This window comes from Vibrio gazogenes, from assembly GCF_023920225.1.
In the GTDB taxonomy this organism is placed as follows: Bacteria; Pseudomonadota; Gammaproteobacteria; order Enterobacterales; family Vibrionaceae; genus Vibrio; species Vibrio gazogenes.
On record NZ_CP092587.1, the window covers coordinates 909066 to 931877 of the forward strand.

The 22812-nt window shown below is 46.9% G+C and carries 21 protein-coding genes; 11 read left to right on the forward strand and 10 right to left on the reverse strand.

The annotated features are described in order from the left end of the window. The first annotated feature begins 108 nt into the window (after positions 1 to 108). Both MKS89_RS04210 and tadA read left to right on the forward strand, forming a co-directional pair. The gene (locus tag MKS89_RS04210; protein WP_072960651.1) at positions 109 to 996 is read left to right on the forward strand and encodes a LysR family transcriptional regulator; all 888 of its coding nucleotides are present in this window, start codon (positions 109 to 111) and stop codon (positions 994 to 996) included. Positions 997 to 1071: 75 nt separating this feature from the next. Beyond that, positions 1072 to 1599: a tRNA adenosine(34) deaminase TadA gene (gene tadA, locus MKS89_RS04215; protein WP_072960653.1), complete on the forward strand. Its 528-nt coding sequence runs from the start codon at positions 1072 to 1074 to the stop codon at positions 1597 to 1599. Positions 1600 to 1824: 225 nt separating this feature from the next. On the opposite strand, the gene MKS89_RS20890 is transcribed toward tadA, so the two are convergent. Continuing rightward, positions 1825 to 1959 (reverse strand): hypothetical protein, encoded by a 135-nt coding sequence (locus tag MKS89_RS20890; RefSeq protein WP_261859396.1) that lies wholly within the window; start codon positions 1957 to 1959, stop codon positions 1825 to 1827. A gap of 189 nt (positions 1960 to 2148) precedes the next feature. After that, on the reverse strand, positions 2149 to 3717 hold the full coding sequence (mltF, locus tag MKS89_RS04220) for a membrane-bound lytic murein transglycosylase MltF (protein ID WP_072960655.1): 1569 nt from the start codon (positions 3715 to 3717) through the stop codon (positions 2149 to 2151). A 296-nt stretch (positions 3718 to 4013) separates the two neighbouring features. On the opposite strand from mltF, the gene purL reads away from it, so the two are divergent. The 6 genes from purL to MKS89_RS04250 all read left to right on the forward strand — a co-directional run bounded on the left by purL (position 4014) and on the right by MKS89_RS04250 (position 15135). After that, positions 4014 to 7910: a phosphoribosylformylglycinamidine synthase gene (purL, locus tag MKS89_RS04225; protein ID WP_072960658.1), complete on the forward strand. Its 3897-nt coding sequence runs from the start codon at positions 4014 to 4016 to the stop codon at positions 7908 to 7910. A 313-nt stretch (positions 7911 to 8223) separates the two neighbouring features. Next, a complete protein-coding gene (gene ald / locus MKS89_RS04230; RefSeq protein WP_072960661.1) occupies positions 8224 to 9342 on the forward strand; it encodes an alanine dehydrogenase in 1119 nt (372 codons plus the stop codon). Positions 9343 to 9652: 310 nt separating this feature from the next. Then, on the forward strand, positions 9653 to 9832 hold the full coding sequence (locus MKS89_RS04235) for a hypothetical protein (protein ID WP_072960664.1): 180 nt from the start codon (positions 9653 to 9655) through the stop codon (positions 9830 to 9832). A 165-nt stretch (positions 9833 to 9997) separates the two neighbouring features. Then, on the forward strand, positions 9998 to 12205 hold the full coding sequence (gene katG, locus MKS89_RS04240; protein WP_072960667.1) for a catalase/peroxidase HPI: 2208 nt from the start codon (positions 9998 to 10000) through the stop codon (positions 12203 to 12205). A 516-nt stretch (positions 12206 to 12721) separates the two neighbouring features. Beyond that, complete coding sequence (locus MKS89_RS04245) at positions 12722 to 14629, forward strand: methyl-accepting chemotaxis protein (RefSeq protein WP_072960669.1); 1908 nt, start codon at positions 12722 to 12724, stop codon at positions 14627 to 14629. Positions 14630 to 14781: 152 nt separating this feature from the next. Continuing rightward, complete coding sequence (locus tag MKS89_RS04250) at positions 14782 to 15135, forward strand: hypothetical protein (RefSeq protein ID WP_072960672.1); 354 nt, start codon at positions 14782 to 14784, stop codon at positions 15133 to 15135. Positions 15136 to 15219: 84 nt separating this feature from the next. On the opposite strand, the gene MKS89_RS04255 is transcribed toward MKS89_RS04250, so the two are convergent. From MKS89_RS04255 to MKS89_RS04280, 6 genes are all read right to left on the reverse strand, one after another. Continuing rightward, positions 15220 to 15411 carry a DUF4250 domain-containing protein gene (locus tag MKS89_RS04255; protein WP_027694276.1) on the reverse strand — a complete coding sequence of 64 codons (192 nt, stop codon included), beginning with the start codon at positions 15409 to 15411 and terminating at the stop codon, positions 15220 to 15222. Further along, positions 15411 to 15617 (reverse strand): YaeP family protein, encoded by a 207-nt coding sequence (locus tag MKS89_RS04260; protein ID WP_072960675.1) that lies wholly within the window; start codon positions 15615 to 15617, stop codon positions 15411 to 15413. Before MKS89_RS04260 ends, MKS89_RS04255 begins: the two co-directional genes overlap by 1 nt. A gap of 80 nt (positions 15618 to 15697) precedes the next feature. Then, on the reverse strand, positions 15698 to 17416 hold the full coding sequence (locus tag MKS89_RS04265; protein WP_072960678.1) for a proline--tRNA ligase: 1719 nt from the start codon (positions 17414 to 17416) through the stop codon (positions 15698 to 15700). Between the two features lie 92 nt (positions 17417 to 17508). Further along, complete coding sequence (gene tsaA / locus MKS89_RS04270) at positions 17509 to 18216, reverse strand: tRNA (N6-threonylcarbamoyladenosine(37)-N6)-methyltransferase TrmO (protein WP_072960680.1); 708 nt, start codon at positions 18214 to 18216, stop codon at positions 17509 to 17511. Beyond that, entirely contained in the window at positions 18213 to 18683 is a 471-nt protein-coding gene (locus tag MKS89_RS04275) for a YaiI/YqxD family protein (protein ID WP_072960683.1), read from the reverse strand. Before MKS89_RS04275 ends, tsaA begins: the two co-directional genes overlap by 4 nt. Next, the gene (locus tag MKS89_RS04280; RefSeq protein ID WP_072960686.1) at positions 18680 to 18979 is read right to left on the reverse strand and encodes a hypothetical protein; all 300 of its coding nucleotides are present in this window, start codon (positions 18977 to 18979) and stop codon (positions 18680 to 18682) included. Before MKS89_RS04280 ends, MKS89_RS04275 begins: the two co-directional genes overlap by 4 nt. 816 nt (positions 18980 to 19795) lie before the next feature. Between MKS89_RS04280 and MKS89_RS04285 the strand changes: the two genes are divergently transcribed. Continuing rightward, complete coding sequence (locus MKS89_RS04285) at positions 19796 to 20305, forward strand: GNAT family N-acetyltransferase (protein ID WP_072960688.1); 510 nt, start codon at positions 19796 to 19798, stop codon at positions 20303 to 20305. Here the strand turns inward: MKS89_RS04285 and MKS89_RS04290 are convergent. Both MKS89_RS04290 and MKS89_RS04295 read right to left on the reverse strand, forming a co-directional pair. Beyond that, on the reverse strand, positions 20265 to 20546 hold the full coding sequence (locus MKS89_RS04290; protein WP_235862484.1) for a DUF3301 domain-containing protein: 282 nt from the start codon (positions 20544 to 20546) through the stop codon (positions 20265 to 20267). The genes MKS89_RS04285 and MKS89_RS04290 overlap by 41 nt on opposite strands. A 16-nt stretch (positions 20547 to 20562) precedes the next feature. Continuing rightward, complete coding sequence (locus MKS89_RS04295) at positions 20563 to 21603, reverse strand: DUF3549 family protein (protein WP_072960873.1); 1041 nt, start codon at positions 21601 to 21603, stop codon at positions 20563 to 20565. Between the two features lie 137 nt (positions 21604 to 21740). Between MKS89_RS04295 and MKS89_RS04300 the strand changes: the two genes are divergently transcribed. Together MKS89_RS04300 and truC are read left to right on the forward strand one after the other, a co-directional pair. Continuing rightward, positions 21741 to 22061, forward strand: coding sequence for a YqcC family protein (locus MKS89_RS04300; RefSeq protein ID WP_072960694.1), 321 nt, complete (start codon positions 21741 to 21743; stop codon positions 22059 to 22061). Further along, positions 22054 to 22782 (forward strand): tRNA pseudouridine(65) synthase TruC, encoded by a 729-nt coding sequence (truC, locus tag MKS89_RS04305; RefSeq protein WP_072960876.1) that lies wholly within the window; start codon positions 22054 to 22056, stop codon positions 22780 to 22782. The genes MKS89_RS04300 and truC overlap by 8 nt, the downstream gene beginning before the upstream one ends. Positions 22783 to 22812: the final 30 nt, after the last annotated feature.

Below are 22812 nucleotides of genomic sequence, written 5' to 3' on the forward strand. Positions count from 1 at the left end.
GATCGGGATCGTGTGATAAACCACGGTGAAACTGAGTATAGTTCTTTTCTTATATTTTATAATCGGGTAAAAAAGAGAATAACTTTTACATAATGGTAATAATTAATCATGGCCATATGGGATGGTGTCAGCGAATTTGTCGCCGTTGCTGAGACGGAAAGCTTTACCCGCGCGGCACAGAAATTAACCACGTCGGTGGCGAATGTTAGTCGTCGAGTCGCTGCATTAGAGGAACGGCTGGCGATTAAGTTGTTGCTGCGCACCACACGGAAAGTGTCACTGACGGAAGTCGGACAGGTCTACTATCAACAATGTAAACAGTTGGTGGAAGGTCTGGAACATGCTGAGCGTACTGTGACCCAGATGCAGCAGATGCCGATTGGACGGCTGAAAGTGACGGCACCAGTGACTTACGGAGAGCAGAAAATTGCGCCGTTGTTGCATGATTTTTTACAACTGTATCCGAAACTGGAGTTGGAACTGGTACTGACCAACCGACAATTGGATTTAATTGAAAACGGCGTTGATTTGGCGATCCGACTCGGGCAACTGCATGATTCCAGTTTTGTCGTCAGGAAGTTAAGTCCCCGACGGTTGCATGTTTGTGCGGCTCCGGCATATCTGGCGCAGTATGGTGAACCGTATACGTTATCCGAATTAGCGAAACATCAGTGTCTGGTCGGTACCAATGATCACTGGCGTTTCAAGGATCATCATCATGCACGCTCTCTGGGAATTCGTGGACGAATCCGCTGTAACAGTGGCGTGGTATTGCTTGATGCGGCCTTAAAAGGGATGGGGCTTGCTCAGTTACCGGATTACTATGTCGAACCTTATCTCGCAAGCGGCCAACTGCTGGAAGTATTGACGCGTTATCGGGATGATCGGGAAGGTGTCTGGGCACTGTATCCTCAAAATCGGCATATTTCACCGAAAGTCCGTTTGTTATCTGACTATCTCTATGAAGCGCTTTCAGAAAAGGCGGGGCTCAGATGATATCAACGTGAAACATCGTGAAACGATTCAGGGTATAATGTGGTGAAAGATAAAATGCAAAGAGATAGAGGACTCATGCAGGCGCAACATTTTTCTGCTGATGATGAACGGTTTATGCGTCGGGCGATACAACTGGCACATCAAGCAGAGTTGGAAGGGGAAGTTCCGGTCGGGGCCGTATTGGTCAAAGATGATCAGATTATCGCGGAGGGCTGGAATCGGTCTATCACCGCCCATGATGCGACAGCCCATGCGGAAATTCAGGTTTTGCGCAAAGCCGGACAAGTGTTGGAAAATTATCGGCTGGTGGATTCGACGCTGTATGTCACGCTGGAGCCTTGTCCAATGTGTGCCGGTGCGTTATTACACAGTCGAGTCAAACGTATTGTTTTTGGTGCATCAGACTTGAAAGCCGGCGCAGCAGGCACCGTGATAAACTTGTTTGAGAGTGATGCCGCCTACCATTATGCGCAGATTGAACAAGGGTTACTCGAAGCAGAGTGTCGTGAACAACTGCAAGGCTTTTTCCGGCGTCGGCGTCAGGAGATTAAAGACCTCAAGCGTCAGCTACGGGAGAGTGGCCAATCCGATCCGTCTGATTAGCCAATGGTGTAGACACTCATTGCTCATCGGTGCACAAAGCGAAATGACAAAAGTACAGTAACAAAAGCAAAATGGAAAAGTCACCGGTGCTGGTCGCGGATGTGCTTTAAATCATGGTCAAGCGTTTGGGGGAGTGCTGTCTCCTTCTTTTGGTTTGGAGAAGGAGACGTCTGTGGTTACTGGATATTCCCACCGTGGGATAGTGATTCAGACTGGTGAGTGGATTCACTCACCAGTCTGATGCGTAAAAGCCCGATGGCGGGCAAAAATTTTCTTTTTATTGTTGGCTAGTTTACGTTTGCGGTGAATCGCTGCTGTTGTCCGCCATAGATGCTTAGACTGTGTTCGTTTTTTCAGCATGGATTAACCTCCTTTCAAAAATACCAATAGATAGTCAGTACAATCTCTTCTTAATCGCCTTCAATCAGCTTTAAGAATCAGACAATTGTCTTTTACAGATGTATTATGACCGGAAGATGAACCCGACGAAATGTCGGGCATTTCTAATATGTAAGGGCTTCCATAACAAAAATCAAGCGTTGAATTGCGTTATTGTGCTCCCGTCTCACGGGTATCCGCGTTTGTGGTAGTGTCTTCATCGGCATCCATATTTTCAGCCGAACCATCTTGCTCGATGGCTTCATTCGCATCAGGGATCATTGCCTGAATCACAGTTAGATCATCGATGTTGGTACTGTCGTCACTCTCTGGTGCCTTGGCGTTGATATGACCAATCATACTTTGATAATAGCGGCGGATATTTTCGACATAGACCAGCGCTTCATCGCCCCGGGCATAACCATAACGCGTCTGGTTGAAATAACGACGCTTTCTCAACAGAGGAAGGCGATCTTTGACGTCTCCCCAGGCATTTGGGTCTCCGCCTTGTTGTTTGGTCAGGTGACGTGCATCCATCATATGTCCGTAGCCCATATTATAAGAGGCCAAAGCGAACCAGATTTTCTCATGTTCCGGTATTGAATCAGGAACTCGACTCACCATACGACGAAGATATCTAACGCCACCACGGATCGACTGTTCCGGATTAAGCCGGTTCGTGATCCCAACGGATTTGGCTGTCGTCAAGGTGAGCATCATCATGCCCCGAACACCGGTTGGCGATTTGGCTCTGGGGTTCCAGTGAGATTCCTGATAAGACAATGCAGCGATGAGACGCCAGTCGAACTCATCGGCATATTTTTGGAATAGCGGAGCCCACTTAGGCAGTCTGCTGTCCAGTGCTCGGATAAACGCTCTGGTATCGACGTAATCAAACGTCCCGATATGGCCGATATATTTTTCTTCCAGTGAAGCAATGGTACCGGCTTGTTTCTGATTACCGAAAAATTCAATCATCAGAGCATAAAGGCTTTCGTCATCCGAACGACGGATAAACCAAGAGATAGGCTGATCATCGGTAACTTCAAATGCGGTGGCTAAGTCGGGATAGATCCGTTGAGCCAGCGATATTTCAACCGAGTCAGCGATCGTGAACATCAAGTCTCCCTGAGAGACTTCTTTCAACAGATCATGAACATCTGAATCCGTTTCTATCTGAAACTGAAACTGAGGATATTTCTTTTTGAGTCGCACCAGTGTTTGCTCAAAGTGAGAATCATCGACAACATTTAGTACCTTGTCTTGTTCTGGTGTATTTAAGAGTTCTTGTTGTTTCTGAATCAGTTGATTCATGTTGCGGGGATGCCATTGACCCTGACGGTAGACAATTTGCTGACTGACATAATAATAAGCAGGGCCGGGACGGAATTTTTGGATGCGTTGCGTATTTTGGATCTGACCGGCTGCAATGATATCGACTTCGCCTCTTTCCAGAGCCGGAAAAAGCGCAGCAACACGATAAACCGGTTTCATTTCCAGTTTGACCCCGAGGGATTTGGCAAATTCGCGTGCCAGTTCATAATCCATACCCGATGGTCCTTCCGGCCCGATAAAATACGAGAGCTGATTGTTCAGGGTACCGACGCGTAACACCCCGCGCTCACGGATCTGGTCGAGTTCGCTTTTCGGTTTAGAGTCGATCTGACAGCCGCTGAGTAAGGTTACCATGAATATAAAAGCGAGGAGGCTATGGGTCTGACATCGGAATTTTCGGATCATGTACAACGTATCTCTTTTCATCATGATGCTTTTATATCAAAGCCCCACCGAATCGCAACTTTTAGATGTGTAAAATGGTAAATTATGTCGCTGAGAATGGCATGAAAGCGAGAGATTTCAAAATTCATAAAAAAAATGACGCAAACGGTTGCGTTTGGTGTTACATCACAAAAATAATTCCTTTATAATGCGCCGCACAATGTAGGTGAAATTGGTATGAATTCAAGTTTTTTCAATTTAATTGTTTGAATTTATTCCAATACTACCTTAACCAACAGCAACAGAGACCTAAGCACATGAGAATTTTCCGTGGCTCCCCAGCGCTTTCTGAATTCCGAGTAAACAAACTTCTTGAACGGTGTCGTGAGCTGCGCTTACCCGTGACCGGTATTTACGCAGAATTCATGCACTTTGCTGATTTGACAGCCGATTTGGATCGTCAAGAAACAGAGAAATTAGAAAAATTGCTGACTTATGGCCCGACCATTGAAGAGCATCAGCCAGAAGGGTTGTTGCTGCTGGTTACACCGCGTCCGGGCACCATTTCTCCATGGTCATCGAAGTCGAGTGATATTGCACATAACTGCGGCTTGGATAAAGTCAAACGTTTGGAACGGGGAACGGCTTACTATATTGAGTCCTCAACACCATTGACTGAAGCGGAACAAACAGCGCTACAAGCTCTACTCCATGATCGCATGATGGAAGTGATCTTTACGGATCTGGCATCGGCTGCCAGCCTATTCCACAGTGCCACACCGGCAGAAGTCACGGCGGTTGATGTGATTGGCGGTGGACGCAAAGCATTGGAACAAGCCAATCTGACGCTTGGTCTGGCGCTGGCTGAAGATGAAATCGACTATCTGGTTGAGAACTTTACCAAACTGGGCCGGAATCCGAATGACATTGAGCTGATGATGTTTGCACAAGCAAACTCAGAACATTGTCGTCACAAGATTTTTAATGCGGACTGGACAATAGACGGGGTTCAACAGGAAAAATCCCTGTTCAAGATGATTAAGAATACCTATGAAACGACCCCGGATCATGTGTTATCCGCATACAAAGATAATGCCGCAGTGATGACCGGTTCGAAGGTGGGACGTTTCTTCCCGGATCCTCAGACGCGTCAGTACAACTACCACACCGAAGATACCCATATCCTGATGAAGGTGGAAACGCATAACCACCCGACAGCGATTTCGCCATGGCCCGGCGCTTCAACAGGCAGTGGCGGTGAAATTCGTGATGAGGGTGCAACCGGTATTGGTGGCAAACCGAAAGCGGGTCTGGTTGGCTTTTCGGTTTCTAACCTGCGTATTCCTCATTTCGTACAACCGTGGGAGACCGATTTCGGTAAACCGGGTCGTATCGTCAATGCGCTGGATATCATGATTGAAGGGCCTTTGGGCGGTGCGGCATTTAACAATGAATTCGGTCGTCCGAACCTGTTGGGATATTTCCGTACCTACGAAGAGAAAGTAACCTCTCACGCCGGAGAAGAAATCCGCGGTTATCATAAGCCGATCATGATTGCCGGTGGGATGGGGAACATTCGCGACGCACATATTCAGAAAAAAGAGATTCCGGTCGGCGCGAGTCTGATTGTGTTGGGTGGCCCCGCGATGAACATTGGTTTGGGCGGTGGTGCTGCATCTTCCATGGCTTCCGGTCAGTCGGCTGAAGATCTGGATTTTGCTTCTGTTCAACGTGAAAACCCTGAAATGGAACGACGTTGTCAGGAAGTAATTGACCGTTGCTGGCAGTTGGGAGAAAACAACCCGATTGCATTTATTCATGATGTCGGTGCCGGTGGTATTTCGAATGCGTTGCCGGAGTTGGTCAATGACGGAGAGCGCGGTGGTAAATTCCAGTTGCGTGATGTGCCGAATGACGAGCCGGGGATGAGCCCGCTGGAAATCTGGTGTAATGAATCACAGGAGCGTTATGTTTTAGCGGTTGCGCCTGAACATATGGCAACCTTTGATGCAATCTGTCGTCGTGAGCGTGCCCCTTATGCGGTTGTCGGGACCGCGATGGAAGAACGCCATTTGACACTGGAAGACTCACACTTTAACAACACGCCGATTGATATGCCGATGGATATTCTGTTGGGTAAACCACCGAAAATGCATCGTGAAGCCACAACACAGAAAGTTCAGGGTTCAGCTTTGGATCGCAGTGGTATTGAGTTAAATGAAGCGGTTGAGCGTGTCCTGCGCTTACCCGCAGTGGCTGAAAAAACGTTCCTGATTACCATTGGTGACCGTTCTGTTACCGGGATGGTGGCACGCGATCAGATGGTCGGCCCGTGGCAAATTCCGGTTGCCAACTGTGCCGTCACCACGGCAAGTTTTGATACCTATTGTGGTGAAGCGATGTCGATGGGTGAGCGTACGCCTGTCGCATTGCTCGATTTTGCTGCGTCAGCCCGTCTGGCGGTTGCTGAGTCGTTGACCAATATTGCGGCAACCGCGATTGGCGATCTGAAACACATTAAATTATCGGCCAACTGGATGTCTCCGGCTGGTCACCCGGGCGAAGATGCCGGATTGTATGAAGCGGTTAAAGCGGTCGGTGAAGAATTATGTCCGGCTCTTGGTCTGACGATTCCGGTCGGTAAAGACTCGATGTCAATGAAGACCAAATGGCATGAAGCCGACGGTGAACAAAAAGAAGTGACGTCGCCATTGTCTCTGGTGATTACTGCTTTTGCCCGAGTTGAAGATGTCCGTAAGACGGTCACCCCCCAACTTCGTACGGATTTAGGGGAGACCCGACTGATTGCGATAGATTTGGGGAATGGTAAAAATCGCCTTGGCGCAACCGCATTAGCGCAGGTATACAAGCAGCTCGGTGATCAACCGGCTGACGTTGATGATGCCATGCAACTAAAAGGCTTCTTTGAAGCCATGCAGGTATGTGTCCGCACCAACAAACTGCTGGCATACCATGATAAAGGCGATGGTGGTTTGTTGGTCACGTTGGCTGAGATGGCGTTTGCCGGTCACTGTGGTGTGAATGTTGACATTGCTACATTGGGAGATGACGTTCTCTCTGTGCTGTTTAACGAAGAGTTGGGCGCGGTGGTTCAAGTACATGAGCATGATGTCGATGCAGTGCTGGACATACTGGCACAACAAGGTTTGCAAGATTGTACTCATGTGATCGGGACTGTTGAAGCTTCTGATCGGTTTGTTGTGACACATCAAGATCAAGTTGTTTATGAGCGTTCCAGAACTGAGCTCAGAACGATTTGGGCTGAGACCACTTATCAGATGCAGGCACTCCGTGATAATCCGGATTGTGCTCAGCAAGAATTTGCTGCGAAGAAAGATAATGCCGATCCGGGGCTGAATGTTCATCTGAGCTACGATATTCATGAAGATGTGGCTGCACCATTTGTGAATACCGGTGCCAGACCGAAAATGGCCGTGCTGCGTGAGCAGGGAGTCAATTCTCATGTTGAGATGGCCGCCGCTTTTGAACGGGCAGGGTTTGATGCGATTGATGTTCACATGAGTGATGTGTTGTCTGGTCGTATCACATTAGCGGAGTATCAGGGATTGGTTGCTTGTGGTGGCTTCTCTTATGGGGATGTCTTAGGTGCTGGTGAAGGCTGGGCAAAATCGATTCTGTTCAATACGCAAGCCAGAGACATGTTTGAGGGGTTCTTTAACCGTCAAGATACCTTTGCACTTGGGGTGTGTAACGGATGTCAGATGTTGTCCAACCTCAGAGATTTGATCCCGGGCGCTGATTTATGGCCGCGATTTGTCCGTAACGAGTCTGAGCGTTTTGAAGCCCGTTTCAGCTTGGTTGAGGTTCAGCCATCCGATTCGGTTTTCTTCAGTGATATGGCCGGTTCTCGGATGCCAATTGCGGTTTCTCATGGGGAAGGTCGGGTTGAAGTCCGTGATAACGCACATTTGGCTGCGCTTGAGCAATCCGGAACGGTTGCCATTCGTTATGTCGATAATTATGGGCAAGCGACTCAGCAATATCCGAATAACCCGAATGGTTCTCCGAATGCCATTACCGGCCTGACAACCACTGATGGCCGTGTCACCATCATGATGCCTCACCCAGAGCGGGTTTTCCGCACGGTGGTGAACTCATGGCATCCTGATTCATGGGGTGAAAATGGCGCCTGGATGCGAATGTTCCAGAATGCACGGAAAAATCTGGGCTAATTTCTGAGTTTATTCTGATAGAAATATGAGAGAAATCCCTTGTCAGTCGGCAAGGGATTTTTTGTTTATGTTATAGAATTGTTTCGTGAGCAGGTGGTTTGCTCACTTTTTTTTACATATTTTCTGGCGGCATCTGCTAAAAAAATAATTCAAATTAGTTTTATTGTTTGTTTTAAGTTTATTTGTATTTATTTTATTCTAAAATTGAGTTGAATCTATAGTTTTTGATGCTTATTTTTGTTGATTTATTGGTTTAAATAACTGTATTGTCTCTTTATTCTAACAACATTAATTTTTTGCAGAGGATAAGGATATGTTGATTGGTGTACCAAAAGAAATTAAGAACCATGAATACCGCGTTGGGATGACGCCTGCGAGTGTTAAGGAATTAACCAAAAGAGGTCATCACATCTTAGTTGAAACATTAGCCGGAGCCGGGATTGGGTTCTCCGATCAGGACTATATTGACGCCGGGGCGACAATTTGTCTCGATGCTGCGAAGATTTTCGCGGAAAGTGACATGATTGTGAAAGTGAAGGAGCCTCAAGCAAGCGAGCGAGCCATGTTGCGGGAAGATCAAATCCTGTTTACTTATCTTCACCTCGCTCCTGATGCGGCTCAGACGCATGATTTAATTCAAAGTAAAGCGGTGTGCATTGCTTATGAAACCGTCACAAGCGCAAACCGGACATTACCTCTGTTGGCACCGATGTCGGAAGTGGCCGGGCGGATGTCAATACAGGCTGCGATGACCTCATTAGAAAAATCACACGCTGGCCGTGGTTTATTGCTGGGCGGTGTTCCGGGGGTTGAGCCGGCTAAAGTGACAGTCATCGGTGCGGGCGTCGTGGGACGCAATGCCGCACAAATGGCGGCGGGTCTTGGGGCCGAAGTGGTGATTATCGATAAAAATATCGATGCTTTACGCGATATTGATGCGATTCATCAAGGGAAAATTACAACGGTTTATTCCACGGCTGATGCGATTGAAAAACATGTTTTATCTGCTGATGTCGTGATTGGTTCGGTGCTACTGCCCGGTGCCGAAGCGCCGAAATTGATTACCGCAGAGATGGTCAAACGGATGAAGTCTGGCGCTGTCCTTGTGGATGTCGCGATTGATCAGGGGGGATGTGCTGAAACGTCGAAGGCCACAACCCATCAGGAGCCAACGTATATTGTCGATGATGTGGTGCATTACTGTGTCGCGAACATGCCCGGTGGTGTTGCCCGAACATCAACCGTTGCGTTAAATAATGCGACGTTGCCTTATATTATTGCACTTGCTGAAAAAGGTTACCGCGCAGCATTGCTTGCTGATGAGCACTTCCTGAACGGGCTGAATGTCTATCATGGGCAACTGACCAACCGCTTTGTTGCAGAGAGTCACGCTCTGGAGTATGTCGATGCCAAGGTTGCTTTAGCCGATTAATGGTTGATTCGCGATTGAAGTCATATTGTTGATTGTTGCCAGTGAGCGGTTGAATTTCAATCGCTCACTTTGCTTTACTCCCGTTACTGTGGACCCGTTATCGAATTGAGTTTTTAAAAGGGGATGATTGCCCCTCACCTCTCTTTCATCTCTTCAACTGTGCTGTGTTTTTCAGACATGCTCAGCATTTGGTTGTCAATGAAAAGATAGATTTCTTCTATAGTATGGATAGGTTGAAACCATTATCACTTCATGTGGTCTATTCCTATACTGGAACCTGATTGAGCAGATTGCAAAAGAAGGATTCCTTATGTCTGAGTCGTTACCTGAAAAAATAGCCGGTGCTGAAAGTCAGGTTGCAATGGAAACATTGTCTAACTACGAAAGTGAAGCATGTCATTCCTTTGCATGTCATCAGTACTTATTGGTTGAAGCTCTCGCCAGTGAAACACCTCAATCTTACTCATTCTGGGATATGTTCTTTTTTTAATTTTTCGGTTGAAACATGTTGGATGGAACGTTTCAGATAATAGAGTAACGGATTGATGAGTCTTTTTATTCATCACCCTGACGTCCTATCTTTCATGGGTGCAGGAGTCACTCATTAGAGTATTGAGTTCAATAAATCAAAACGCTGCGAAGCAGGAGACAGACAATGGAACAGAATAAAATGTCAGGAAAATGCCCCGTCATGCATGGTAGTCAGACTCGTGTCGGTGGCAAAGGCACTAAGAATGTTGATTGGTGGCCAAATCAGCTTAACCTCAAAATCCTTCATCAGAATGATGAAAAATCAAACCCACTCGGTGAAGATTTTGATTATGCCGCTGCCTTTAGTACGCTTGATTTGAATGCTGTGAAGCAAGATATTGAGGCCGTTCAGAAAGACTCAAAATCATGGTGGCCGGCTGACTACGGACATTATGGTCCTTTTATGATTCGGATGGCATGGCATGCTGCCGGGACTTACCGGACGGGCGATGGTCGTGGTGGCGCATCCACAGGAAATCAGCGTTTTGCACCATTAAACAGTTGGCCGGATAACGCGAACTTAGATAAAGCGCGTCGTCTGCTGTGGCCGGTGAAACAAAAATATGGCAACAGCTTGTCTTGGGCGGATTTGTTCATTCTGGCCGGGAATGTGGCTTTGGAATCGATGGGGTTAAAAACCTTTGGTTTCGGTGGCGGACGAAAAGATATCTGGGAACCAGAAGAAGATATTTACTGGGGTGCAGAAGATGAATGGCTTGGTAATGACAATCGTTATACCGGAGATCGGGATTTAGAAAATCCGTTGGCTGCGGTCCAGATGGGATTGATTTATGTTAACCCTGAAGGCCCGGGTGGCAAATCGGATCCACTGGCTTCAGGCCGTGATGTTCGTGAAACGTTCGCTCGGATGGCGATGGATGATTATGAAACGGTCGCTTTGACTGCCGGTGGGCATACGTTTGGTAAAACCCACGGTGCAGGTGACGCGGCGCTTGTCGGGCCAGAACCGGAAGCGGCCTCACTTGAGGAGATGGGGCTAGGCTGGATAAGTACCTATGGTAGCGGTAAAGGACGCGATACGATTACCAGTGGTCTGGAAGGTGCGTGGACACCAACGCCGACTCAATGGGACAACAGCTATTTTGATGTTTTGTTCGGCTATGACTGGAAATTAGTGAAAAGCCCTGCGGGAGCAACACAATGGGTGCCCGTTGATTTGGCTGAAAAAGATAAAGCACCGGATGCCGAAGATGACGCCGTGAAAGTCGGTATTATGATGACCGATGCAGATATGGCGATGCGGGAAGACCCGATATACCGGAAGATTTCAGAACATTTCCATAAAAATCCGGACGAATTTGCCGATGCATTTGCTCGGGCTTGGTTTAAGCTGACTCACCGGGATATGGGGCCGAAAGTCCGCTATCTTGGTCCTGAAGTCCCTCAGGAAGATTTGATTTGGCAAGACCCGTTACCTGCGGTTGATCATGGTTTAGTCGATGCGCATGATGTTGCGGCATTGAAAGCAGAGATTCTTGCGACTGATTTGACGGTATCGGAATTGGTATATACGGCGTGGTCTTCAGCGGCAACATTCCGTGGTTCGGATAGTCGCGGTGGGGCCAACGGGGCGCGGATTCGTCTTGCACCGCAGAAAGACTGGGAGGTCAATCAGCCAGAGCAACTCCAGAAAGTATTGCATGTTCTGGAGGCGATTCAGCAAAAATTCAATGCGGCACAGAGCGGTAATAAGAAAATTTCGCTGGCAGATTTAATTGTGCTGGGTGGCTCGGCAGCGATTGAACAGGCGGCGCGTCAGGCTGGTCATTCGATTACTGTGCCATTTGCTGCGGGACGAACCGATGCGACCGATGAGCAAACGGATGTTGAATCATTTGCGGTACTTGAACCGATTGCCGATGGTTTCCGCAATTATCAGAAACGGACTTATACCGTTTCAGCTGAAGAGTTACTTCTTGACCGTGCTCAGTTGCTGACTTTAACGGCACCTGAGATGACGGTTCTGATTGGTGGCATGCGGACACTGAATGCGAATTTTGGTCAGTCACAACACGGTGTGCTGACAAAAAATCCGGGTGTTCTGAGTAACGACTTCTTTATTCACTTGTTGGATATGGAGACTGAATGGAAACCGACTTCTGATGCGGCTGATATTTTTGAAGGTCGTGATCGTCAGAGCGGCGATGTGAAGTGGACTGCTTCTCGTGTCGATTTGGTCTTCGGTTCTAACTCGCAGTTACGTGCATTGTCTGAGGTTTATGCAGGTCATGACGCTGGAGAGAAATTCATCCGTGATTTCGTTAAGGCATGGGTGAAAGTGATGGAAGCTGATCGGTTTGATTTAAAATAATCCCACGTGATATGTGCAATGTGAAATCCCCTGTCTGTCGGCAGGGGATTTTTTATTGCGGCAACATTGGGTCATTCTCTTTGCTTATTCAAATCAGTGAAACATGACCTGAACGGCGTGACTCTATTCATTTTCTTACCTTGGACTTGAAAGCGTGGGAGGTTCATATTTTGTTACAGGTTGATTTATTACAGATTGATTTGTTATAGATTGATTTAATGTCGTAATAGAATATTTCTACGTATTTTGCTCATCAATGTCCTACATTTCGCTGCTTATCTTGTCTTTTTACTAACTCATCGTACCTGAATCTTATTTTTCATATCTAACAGCCTTGCCAAAGTTGATAAGTAAGTTGTTGTATGTGCAACAGAATGTGTTATTATTTCTCACATATGAGACATTTTTACTATTGACTTGTTGTTTTTTATCTGATCTTCATTTTTTTGGTGGTCGGTTTTTGGGTCAGTAACTTTTACTTTTGTATTTGAATCGGCGTTAGTGTAGTGGGGGTTTATGAAACAACTTGGATTAAAAAAATTGCTAATTTTGTCCGTCATGTTGCTGGTCGGCATATCGGTTTCAATTACCAGTTATGTACTTTATTCTCAGGAAGAAAAAATCCTGACAGAGAATGTTTTTCAGTCGAGTGAAAACTATGTCGCATCGAAAGCGGTGGTTATTGAAACCATTCTGCAAGAGAAAATTAATGGGATTCATCGACTGGCGCAGCAGTATCAGCATCAGGAAATCACTAGATCTGAAGATGAGTTGATTCCATTGACACAGTCGCTGGCGGCGGCCATGAATCTGGATAGTTTTGTGATTGGTCTGGATGATGGCAGAGCATATTGGAGTATGGAAAATCAATCTTGGCCGAATCATCGACTGAAAGGTGATGCTCGGGATACTGATTGGTATAAGCAAGGACAGGCATCTGGTTCGGTGAGTATTACACCGCCATATCTTGGATCATCTAAGCAAAAATACTGGGTCAGTATTCTGGAAAAGATCAAAGATGGTGTGATCACGACCGATATGGAGCTCGATTTCTTAAGTCAAATCGTCAAGGAATCGAACAAAATTCCGGGTGCTGTTGCACTGATTCTCGACGAGGATAGCCGGATTTTGGCAACAACATCTCCTGCTTTGAAATTGGGCGATGATCTTCGTGATACTCAGTGGGGACGTCCTTTGGCTCAACATATGGTAGAGCATGAATTTAGCCATCTTGGCTATGCTCTGAATGGAACAGATAAGCTGATGTTCTCTCACCGGATTCATTTAGGGCAGAAGAATTGGTATTACATGATCGGTTTGGATAAGTCAGTTGTTTTTAAGCAATTAACCGAAGCCAGAAACAGTGCAATTCTTTTCTCATTCCTTGCTTGTTTGGTCAGTGTGATTCTCACTTATTTCCTGATTCAGGTACTTTACCGTCCTATTTTATCATTGAAAGAAACCATTCAGGGGCTGGCCAGCGGAGAAGGTGATTTGACCCAGCGGCTAAAAGTCGAAACGAATGATGATTTAGGCCAGATTTCTCAGGGCGTGAATCAGTTTATTGAAAACCTGCAACATATGATGCTGGAAATTCAAAAGTATTGTCACTCGCTACAAGCGAATGTTGAACATATGCTGGGTCAGTCAGAGAAGAATAGTTCAATTTTGCAAAAGCATGTTTCGGAGACAGAACAGGTTGTCACGGCAATTGAAGAAATGAGCTCGACGGCTGACTCGATGGCGACGGATGCGGCAAATACAGCCAGCCTCGTGGCGCGTACCAATGAAACCAGTATGGAATCTCGTGAGATCATTGATCGTTCAAAAGAGACTGTTTCAGCTCTGATTGATGATGTGGAACACTCTGTTAGCGATGTACATAATATGACGCTCGAAACACAGAAAATTAATGAAATACTCAGTGTGATTGGGGAAATTGCAGAGCAAACCAATCTGCTGGCTTTGAATGCTGCAATTGAAGCGGCCCGGGCAGGAGAACAAGGGCGAGGATTTGCGGTCGTTGCTGATGAGGTGCGTAGCCTTGCCAGTCGGACCAAAGATAGTACCACTGAAGTTGAGCAAGCACTGAAGAGTCTTGCGAATGGTAACCATGCGGTGGTGAATTCGATGGAACATACACGGACGCGCTGTCAGGAGACGGCTGACGGTGCCGGTCAAGCTGCAGATAGTTTGGAAGTGATCTCCCAACATGTTATGGATATTAATGATCTGAGCTCCCAAATTGCGACAGCAGCCGAAGAGCAAAGTTGTGTGACTCAAGAGCTGAGCCGTAATATGTCGGCAATCAATGATATGGTTGTTGAGCTGGAGTCGATTGGCGTGCAGTCGATGTCAGATATGGGTGATATTGCGGATATTAATAACAGTCTGACGGCAATTGTTTCACGTTTTAAACTGTAAGATAGTGATTGTCGGATACTGAATCGAGATGAATAAAAACCGAAGCAAATGCTTCGGTTTTTTGATCCGGATAAAAGACTTTCAAGTGCATATTTTTGCACCTGCTGATATGATGCTTAAAAAATTCAACCTCATGTCAGACAAGGCTCTCAATGGATAAAGTGCAATTTTCCGTCGGTCATATCACCTTCTTTTATCAGCTGACGCCTGAGCAGCAAAAATTGGCTTCATTAACTGAAACGACGACGCTTGACCTCAGTGAGTGGCCCCAGTTTTCTGAACAATTTACCAGTGCCATTCAATCCGCTATTCCTGATGAATTGAAGTTACCGACGGAGAAGCAATTAGGTTATGCACGGCGTATTGCCTCGGACCTAAAGGTTGAACTTCCTGACGGTTATCAAGACAGTGCTCTGATTTGTCTGGCATTTTTTGCTGAACATAAACCGGCACATGATCGGATGCTGGCAATCTATAAAGGCATTAAAGGTAATTTATTGGGATAAACGGATGACGGGAAGGGGATGATGTATTTGCTTCCCGTCAATTGTAACGGAATCAGAATTGATCGCAGCAGCGAACTGACTCTGTTAACGGAATTGGCCGACTTCAGGAAGGAATTCAAATCCAGCGCTCGCAAGACGATCGATCAACGCTTGTTTATCGAGTTCGTAATAAGATGCAAGCTGATCCAGATCTCCGGCAAAATCATCCCGTAACTTCGTATTGACCAAACTGAACAGCAGAATCGGATCCATCGTGGCAAAGTTGGCAAGATTCATCATTTATCCTCAAAGTCTGAAATCAATAAATTGGCAGCAGCAAAGGCGGCTTGCTCACGAGTCTCCTGTGGGAGAGATACATCGGCAGCGATACTGTTGAGTGCGCGCAGAGCACAACTGATCGCTTGAGGGATGTAAGCCTGATCGCCACTGCCAATCTGGGCGTATCGCTCACGGATTAAATCACAGCAATCGTATACTTTCATAATGGGTATCCTTGCAATTGTTTTTGGGTCATGCCAATGAAAAAGGGTTGCCAGAGCAACCCTTTCGCACAAGCCAATCGTTATCGAGTAAGCTGCGTCTGAAGATGTGCGACAACGTCACCCATCGGTACGGAAGTTTTTTCGCCGGACCGACGGTTTTTGTATTCGAAATTGCCTTCATCCATACTGCGGTCACCGATAATGATCATGTGTGGAATCCCGATCAGTTCCATATCGGAAAACATCACGCCGGGGCGCTCTTTGCGATCATCGAACAGGACATCAATACCTTGCGCTTGTAAGTCAGCGTATAATTTTTCTGCTGCTTCTTGAACACGCTCGGATTTATGCATATTCATCGGTACGATCACGACTTCAAACGGTGCAATAGCATCCGGCCAGATAATACCATTCTGGTCATTATTCTGCTCGATTGAGGCAGCAACAACCCGTGTACATCCGATTCCGTAGCACCCCATTTCCATGGTGACGCTTTTACCATCCGGGCCCAACACATTGGCTTTCATTGATTCTGAATAGTTGGTGCCCAACTGGAAGATGTGGCCGACTTCAATGCCTCGTTTTAGGAGGAGCGTACCTTGTCCGCATGGACTTGGATCGCCTTCAACGACATTACGCAGATCGGCAACTTGCCCGAGTTCAACGTCACGGCCCCAGTTAATCCCGAAGTAATGTTTATCATCGATGTTCGCACCTGCCGCGAAGTCGCTCATCACCGCGACGGAACGGTCAACCACACATGGTAATTTCAGACCGACAGGCCCCAGCGAGCCCGGCCCTGCGCCGACGAGTGCACGAATCTCTTCTTCGGTGGCAAACGTCAGTGGCGCTGCAACTTCAGGTAAGTTTTCTGCTTTCACTTCATTCAGCTCATGATCACCGCGAACCAACAAAGCAATAATAGGTGCTTCAACATGATCCGATGCTTTGACGTAAAGTGTTTTGATCGTCTTTTCAATCGGCAAATCAAACTGTTCAACCAACTGGGCGATGGTTTTGGCATTCGGCGTATCGACCAGAGTCATTGTCTGTGTCGGTTCCGCTCGTGTTGTTGCCGGAGCCAACGCTTCTGCTTTTTCAAGGTTGGCTGCGTAATCTGACTCAGTTGAGAAGGCAATTAAATCTTCACCACTTTCAGCCAGGACGTGGAATTCTTGTGAACCACTGCCACCGATAGCGCCTGAATCAGCCAGCACAGGACGGTAATCGAGACCCATACGATTGAAAATACGGCAGTAAGCGGTATGCATATCCTGATAGGTTGCTTCCAGACTTTCCCGATCGATGTGGAAAGAGTATGCATCTTTCATGATGAATTCTCGTGAACGCATCACACCGAAACGGGGACGAACTTCATCACGGAACTTCGTTTGAATCTGATACAAACTCAAAGGCAACTGTTTATAGGATTTGACTTCGTTACGAATCATGTCGGTGATGACTTCTTCATGAGTCGGTCCCAGTACAAACGGTCGGTCGTGGCGGTCTGCAATCCGCAGTAATTCGGGGCCGAACTTATCCCAGCGGCCAGTTTCCTGCCATAGCTCCGAAGGTTGGACAACCGGCATCAGTGTTTCTACGGCACCGGCTTTGTTCATTTCTTCCCGAATAATATTCTCGACTTTACGCAGCACACGCAGCCCGGTCGGTAACCAAGTATAAAGGCCGGAAGCGAGTTTCCGAATCATACCAGCCCGTAGCATGAGCTGATGGCTGACGATTTCTGCGTCGTTTGGTGTCTCCTTCAATGTTGAAAGAAGATATTTACTGGTACGCATGATGGTATCCATTCATTAAGTTATACAACAACCCTCGGTTGATTTGAGGGCGCATTAAATTAGCCGTCAATAATATCAGTCATTTTCGTTTGTCAAAAGCGTTCTATTGCGGTAACCGTGATGATCGACTGACTGACACAGAATTTGACGTTCAGATCGAACAAATTCACCGCATATTCTTTCTCGTCGGGTTTGTCTTTTTTATAAGCCGGACGAGGATCCTGCGCTAAAACCTGAGTAATGACGGCTTCAATTTCATTCGCTCGGGGATGGGTGGTGAGTGATTGGCGCGCGACATCACTGAAGCGGACATCCGTCGATGTCGGTTCGCGGTCGGCATACCCGCCGTGGGCATGTTCAATTCGGTCAGCATAAGGGAGGTAAGGTTTAATATCGATAATCGGTGTGCCATCCACCAAATCAACGCTGCCGATGTCGAGCCATGTTTGGTTGCCTTCCTGACGGATACCGTGTAATTCGACCGCTGACATACCAATGCCGTTGGGACGAAAGGTTGAGCGGGATGCAAAGACGCCGATACGTTCGTTACCGCCAAGCCGGGGCGGGCGGACGGTTGGTTTCCAGCCGGCACTGAGATTCTGATCGAATAAGAACAGGAGCCACAGATGGCTGAATTGCTCGATACCACGGACTGACTCCGGACAGTTCGCTTCACCCATCAGTTGAATTTGAGCGGTTGCCGCCGGGACTAGCCGGGGTTGTCGTGGTACCGCAAATTTCTCTTTGTAAGGACTATGAATGATGCCAATCGGAGCGAGCGTATGGCCGTTTGGTGTCATGATTTCGGCCCTGACGCTGCCCGGGTTGATTTGGCTAAAATCCGGTCAAGATGGTTGGCAAAGTCACGGCGTTCGGCTTGGCTCATGACAGGAGGCCCGCCGGTTTGAACCCCGCTGGCGCGCATGGTTTCCATAAAATCGCGCATGGTGAGCCGGGCTTTAATTGTATCAAGGGTAAACCAGTCGCCACGCGGACTTAATGCCATGGCTTGGTGTTCCAAAATTTCACTGGCAAGCGGAATGTCGGATGTGATCACCAGATCATCGGCGGCAACCCGGCGGACGATTTCGTTGTCGGCAACATCAAAACCGCTTTCTACTTGTAAGAAGCGGATATTGTCGCGGCGGGGTAGCGGAATCACGTGATTCGCAACAAAAGTACATTTGACTCCGGTACGCTCGACAGCCCGCAGAATGACCTCTCGGATGACTTTCGGACAGGCGTCGGCATCGACCCATATATTCATAATTTCTGACCTGACTGTTGTTCTAGTTGTGCGACTCGGGAGACAAGATCAGCAATTTGCTGTTCAAGCCGGGCAATTCTTTGTTCGGTTTCAGATGACGCCGAAGACTCAACCGCAACCTCGACCTTGGGAATTTGCTGAGATGATTTCCAGCGTTTGATGGTGGTGACAATGGCGGGAATGGGTATTTTGGTACTCAGACGCGCTTTGATCAGTGCGACTGTCGGTTCCTTGCCTTCATTGACTAATTGTAAAATCACAGATTCAAGCTCTTGTGATATGTCTTTTGTCAGCATAAGTATCCTTTTTTGAGACCTTCAACGTAAGTGCTGTTATGGCACGATTTTACGCTGGATAGCGCTGCAACAAAAGTGCTAATTGGTTTGTAAGAGATCGCTTACAAGTGCTGTGAGATATAGCGGTATTTGTAATAGAGTAAATACTCCAGTGTTAGTTAAGTTGTTGATTATTATTTATTTTAATGGAGTTTAACGCGGCTGTCTATAAAGTGAGCGGACCAGTGTATTGTCGGAAAAATGCAAACGTCGTACAGTGAACAGGTCGGCAGGGAACGACATGGATAAAGCATTAAGGATGATGTCTTCGGGAATGAAGACGGATGTTAGGGATGCATTCAGGCTGGAGTGCTGAGGACAGCGTAGGGAAGCGACAACAGGCGTGATGTCTGTTGCAGGAAGCGTAAAAGATCACGTTGAACAATCATCACTTTACTTTGAACCATTTGAATAAAATGATGCCAGCGTGATTGGAAATCATCAGGATGATGAAGGAAACCGCTTAAGGACGAGTGATGTGTACTGAATACGGGAAATTCAGTGTTATGGATAACAGAGGACACCGCTTGGATGCGATGCAGCAAGGATAGGTTGAAGGATTAGCCTTTGTTATGGATGATGCAGGAAGCTCTTATTGGTGGCCGGAGCGCTACTGTTAAGACTGAGCCCCGATGCCGTTATGGTGTCGGGGCTTTCCGCCATTTCTATTCCGAGACTGGCATCCACCATACCTGTAAATTTAATCAATTTTCATTGGTTTAACATTGACGTTCGCAGAGAATCATCGGGTTCGGGCGAATGGAACAAGGATGAATTGTGACAATAGCAACGCAAAGAATGCTTTTGCTGCCTTATACGGATGAATATGAGTTCGATTTTCTATCGCTACTATGTTCATCGGGGAATCGGTTGTTTCATCAGCAGCCGTTTAGTGTGTCCAGCGCCCGGGCAAAGTTTCATCAGGTTTTAGTGGATTCAAATGTCTACGCGATGGCAATTGTTGATAATGAACATCGTGAATATATGGGACACCTTGCTTTAGATTTACACGAGAAAGACGTCGGGGAGCTTCAGTTTATCCTCAGTCGTCTTTATTGGGGTAAGGGTTATGGTACCGAGGCATTGAGTGCTTTTTTACAAAATGTATCTTTACGACTCTCATTGACAAAAATTAGGATTTTTGTCAATGAACAGAATCAGCCTGCAGTCGCCTTAATGCGGAAACTTGGGTTTATCTCCCGGCCCTCATTATCAGAAACCCCAGAGACGCTCTATGAGTATCCACTCACAGTCGATGGACCGGCACAAAAAATTTGGCAGGGCTGAATCGGATCATATCCAAATACCCTTCATAGCAATCATCTCCCAAAGATGAAAACTCGAATGTGTATCTGGTATGCCAGTGCCAGTGCCGTTGTTCATCAACAAGATGGTGTCTGAATGTAATGCTGACGACTTGCAGTTCCAGTTGACGACACTTTCTTTCTATCGTCTGTCTGGCAATTTCGGCCTGACGCCGTTGTTGCCAGAACAAGAAGCAGCCAAAGCAAACCAAGAAAATTATCATCAATTCCTGCATGGCTTTACCGGCTTCTGGTTTGTTGCTGGAGTGTTGACAGCGCAGTTGCCAGTTCTTCAGATGCTGTTGTATGGAGTAATGGTAATAAAATGACCCTCAATTCAGGAAGCATCACTAAGTCGGCAAAGAGCTGATTAAACAGCGCCTGCTGACCGGTTTGAGCCAGTCGGGTCAAGAATAATTCAGCCTGCTGTGGTTGAGTGAGTGCTGACCAACTGCGACCGGCAATCCCGATCAATATTTCTGCATGGCACAGTTGTGGTTGTGCCAACAGGCTGGCAACGGTTTCCTTCAATTGTTTACCCGGAGCGCCGGATAAGGCTCGGAGTAAGGCTGAAAGAAAGAACAAATCGGGGGAAGATCGCTGTATTTGTTCATGCACCATCGCTTGCAATTTATCGGCAATTTTTTCGGTCAGAGGCGTATGTTCCAAAGCGCCTAACAGTGCATAGCAAGGCTCTGACGGGAGATGATTTAAGGCTTTCAGCAGACTGGGTGCATTTTGTTCCTGTCCCAGTCGAGCACAAATATCTGTGATGCCCTGTAACCCGATTGTTTGCCAGTTGTTCCAGCCGAGATTTCCCTGAAAATAGCATTGTGCATGTTCATAGTATTGACTGGCTGGTAATTTGAGCATCGCTCTTACCTGACTATGAAACACTGCCATTTTTTCTTCCGGTGGGGTGAAGGTATAGGGGTTGTTCGCCAGTTTCTGTTGTTGCGCTTCAGTCAGGTTTTGATGAATCCGAGTGCCCATCGCTTCCAACATAAAACGGATGAACTCACTGATATCCGTCGGTTGTAGTCGGCCTCTTTCATCCAGTTCAAACTGCAAAAACCAAATCCAGGGCTGTTTGGTTTCATTCCAGTAAACAATTGCCAGCCGAGCCATTCGCTGGAGTGGATAAGGGTAAGCTTGCTGTGCCTGCTCTATTCTGGCAAAACTCTCTGAAGCAATGGGTTGAATGCGACGTCCGAGATCAACAACCTGATATTGGCAGCCACTTTGCTTCAGGAGTTCGGTCAGCGTATATATTGTTTTCATAAGTTCCATTCTTGTCAGGCTCATGTTGTCGAAGAGGATTCCTATCGGAATCACTGGATCTTAGCCTCTGGGATAAGTTTAGTTTTGTCTCCAATACATGGTACCCTATCTGCCGATTTCAAGTCGTTTTTTTCTTTATGTCAAAATATTATCAGTTAAATCAATCACTCCATGAACTCGAAGCATGTCTCAAAATGCGACAGCTATGGCAGGATAGACCGCCATCAGCGCAGGCTTTGTCGAGCCGGCAGCCATTTGCTGTGGATACGTTATTACCGGAACAGTGGCTACAGTGGATTTTTATTCCGCAGATGCGACAACGAATAGCTGAAGCGGCGCCCGTTCCGAGTGGTTTTGAAATGACACCATACTTTAGTGAAGTTTGGCGAGACAATCCGAGTTATCAGCCTGTGATTGCCACATTAATTAAGATAGAGGAGCACTGTCGTGGTGCTTGAAATTATTTATCAGGATGAGTTCCTCATCGCGGTCAATAAGCCTGCCGGTATGTTGGTGCATCGCTCTTGGCTGGATAAACATGAAACCCGATTTGTAATGCAGACGTTACGTGATCAGATTGGTCAGCATGTGTTTCCTTTACATCGGCTTGATCGTCCGACATCTGGCGTGTTGGTGTTTGCGTTATCCAGTGAAGTCGCTGCACAGGCGATGCCGTTATTTGCCAGTCATCAGATGGAAAAAACCTATCATGCGCTAGTCCGGGGATGGATTGAAGAAGCCGCGGTACTTGATTATCCGCTGGTTGAGGAACTGGATAAGATTGCAGATAAGCACGCCCAAACGGATAAACCGGCTCAACCGGCAGTCACGGCTTATCGGCCATTGGCTAAAGTTGAAGTGCCTTATTCCACCGGACGTTTTCCGACCAGTCGTTTTGCGTTGATTGAAATGAAGCCTCAGACAGGGCGTAAACATCAGTTACGTCGGCATATGCATCACTTAAGTCATCCGATTATCGGTGATACGACTCACGGAGATGGCAAACAGAATCGTTTATTCAGAACGCATTACGATTGTCACCGTCTGTTACTGCATGCATCGCGTCTTCGCTTTGTTCATCCGGTAACCGGGGAGACGGTCACGATTCAGGCTTCATTCGATCAATCATGGCAACTATTGTTTGACCAGTTCGGCTGGCGTGGTTTAACCGATCAATAGGCATAAAAAAACTCCCTGAGGGAGTTTTTT

Bases quoted from the DNA above. Each gene is read 5' to 3' on its own strand.
- MKS89_RS04245 (WP_072960669.1), top strand. From the start codon at position 12,722: ATGAAACAACTTGGATTAAAAAAATTGCTAATTTTGTCCGTCATGTTG.
- MKS89_RS04300 (WP_072960694.1), top strand. From the start codon at position 21,741: ATGTCAAAATATTATCAGTTAAATCAATCACTCCATGAACTCGAAGCA.
- MKS89_RS04265 (WP_072960678.1), bottom strand. From the start codon at position 17,416: ATGCGTACCAGTAAATATCTTCTTTCAACATTGAAGGAGACACCAAAC.
- mltF (WP_072960655.1), bottom strand. From the start codon at position 3,717: ATGATCCGAAAATTCCGATGTCAGACCCATAGCCTCCTCGCTTTTATA.
- purL (WP_072960658.1), top strand. From the start codon at position 4,014: ATGAGAATTTTCCGTGGCTCCCCAGCGCTTTCTGAATTCCGAGTAAAC.
- MKS89_RS04280 (WP_072960686.1), bottom strand. From the start codon at position 18,979: ATGCTGACAAAAGACATATCACAAGAGCTTGAATCTGTGATTTTACAA.
- MKS89_RS04235 (WP_072960664.1), top strand. From the start codon at position 9,653: ATGTCTGAGTCGTTACCTGAAAAAATAGCCGGTGCTGAAAGTCAGGTT.
- MKS89_RS04275 (WP_072960683.1), bottom strand. From the start codon at position 18,683: ATGAATATATGGGTCGATGCCGACGCCTGTCCGAAAGTCATCCGAGAG.
- MKS89_RS04290 (WP_235862484.1), bottom strand. From the start codon at position 20,546: ATGATAATTTTCTTGGTTTGCTTTGGCTGCTTCTTGTTCTGGCAACAA.
- MKS89_RS04250 (WP_072960672.1), top strand. From the start codon at position 14,782: ATGGATAAAGTGCAATTTTCCGTCGGTCATATCACCTTCTTTTATCAG.
- tadA (WP_072960653.1), top strand. From the start codon at position 1,072: ATGCAGGCGCAACATTTTTCTGCTGATGATGAACGGTTTATGCGTCGG.
- ald (WP_072960661.1), top strand. From the start codon at position 8,224: ATGTTGATTGGTGTACCAAAAGAAATTAAGAACCATGAATACCGCGTT.
- katG (WP_072960667.1), top strand. From the start codon at position 9,998: ATGGAACAGAATAAAATGTCAGGAAAATGCCCCGTCATGCATGGTAGT.
- MKS89_RS04255 (WP_027694276.1), bottom strand. From the start codon at position 15,411: ATGAATCTTGCCAACTTTGCCACGATGGATCCGATTCTGCTGTTCAGT.
- MKS89_RS04260 (WP_072960675.1), bottom strand. From the start codon at position 15,617: ATGAAAGTATACGATTGCTGTGATTTAATCCGTGAGCGATACGCCCAG.
- MKS89_RS04210 (WP_072960651.1), top strand. From the start codon at position 109: ATGGCCATATGGGATGGTGTCAGCGAATTTGTCGCCGTTGCTGAGACG.
- MKS89_RS04295 (WP_072960873.1), bottom strand. From the start codon at position 21,603: ATGAAAACAATATATACGCTGACCGAACTCCTGAAGCAAAGTGGCTGC.
- MKS89_RS20890 (WP_261859396.1), bottom strand. From the start codon at position 1,959: ATGCTGAAAAAACGAACACAGTCTAAGCATCTATGGCGGACAACAGCA.
- tsaA (WP_072960680.1), bottom strand. From the start codon at position 18,216: ATGACACCAAACGGCCATACGCTCGCTCCGATTGGCATCATTCATAGT.